This window comes from Promicromonospora sp. NPDC060271 (genome assembly GCF_042726755.1).
In the GTDB taxonomy this organism is placed as follows: domain Bacteria; phylum Actinomycetota; class Actinomycetes; order Actinomycetales; family Cellulomonadaceae; genus Promicromonospora.
The window spans coordinates 1-1,046 of sequence record NZ_JBHXBG010000328.1 but is presented as its reverse complement, the minus strand read 5'-3'; the positions used below and the strand labels follow the sequence as shown (position 1 = coordinate 1,046).

1 protein-coding gene is annotated in these 1,046 nt (G+C 73.9%); it reads left to right on the top strand.

The window, feature by feature from the left end; all coding sequences use genetic code 11:
* Positions 1–92 precede the first annotated feature (92 nt).
* Positions 93–989 carry an arginase family protein gene (locus ACFWE2_RS25400; protein WP_377226981.1) on the top strand — a complete coding sequence of 299 codons (897 nt, stop codon included), beginning with the start codon at positions 93–95 and terminating at the stop codon, positions 987–989.
* Positions 990–1,046 lie beyond the last annotated feature (57 nt).

Here is a 1,046-nt window from a genome sequence, read left to right as displayed (position 1 = left end):
GTCCGGTTCTCCCTGGTTGGGAGACCCGGACAGGCGCTCTGCTTCGGCAGGCCGTCCGGCCGACTGTCAGTGTCCCCAGGCAGACTGGACGGATGGTATCGACAAGTAGCTGGGCCGTTGTCGGGGTGCCGTCCAGTGCTGCGGCACACTCACGTGGGCTCGAGAAGGCGCCCGCTGCGCTGCGTGCGGCGGGCCTGCTCGACGCGTTGCGGGGTGCGGGCGTCGGCGTCCGGGACGACGGCGACCTGCCGACGGCCACGTGGCGTGCGCACCGTGGTCCGGACGAGCCGAACGACGCCGAGCGGGTCACCGCCGGCCTGCACGAGGTCCGCGAACGGGTAGGGGCCGTGCTGGACCGCGCCGAGCGCCCGCTCGTGCTGGGCGGGGAGTGCACGGTGACCATCGGCGTCGTCGCCGCGGTCGCGGAACGCCACCCCGAGGTGGCGCTCGTGTACGTGGACGGGGGACAGGATCTCCAGCTTCTGCCCGACCACCCCGACGAACCCATCCTCGACTCGATGGGGGTCGCGCACCTGCTGGACCTGCCGGGCACCTGGGAACCGCTCGCCGCGCTCGGGCACCGGCGCCCGCTGCTGGACGGTGAGCGCCTCGTGTTCTTCGGGTACTCCGACGGCGAGGAGGACACCCACGGTCACGTTCCCGCGGCGGTGCGCATCCCGGCCGACGAGGTGCTCGCCGATCCGGAGGATGCCGCGCGCCGCGCCCTGGCCGCCGTCGGAGACGCTCCGTTCGTGCTGCACCTCGACGCCGACGTCCTCGACTACCTGACGCTTCCAGCCGCAGACATCCCGACCTATGGACGCGGGCTCGACCCGGCGACCCTGGACCGCGCGCTGCGGGTGCTCGGCGCCGGCCAGGGGCTGCGGGCGCTGGTCTGCGCCGAGGTGAACCCGGACCACGCGGACGAGCCGGCCCTGCGCGCGGTGGTCGGCCTCCTGACGGACGCACTCGCCGCTGCCCGACCCTGACGGACCCGAGGCGGGTGCGGGTGATCGGCAGAACGTCAGGAGGTCGGCAGCTCGGGC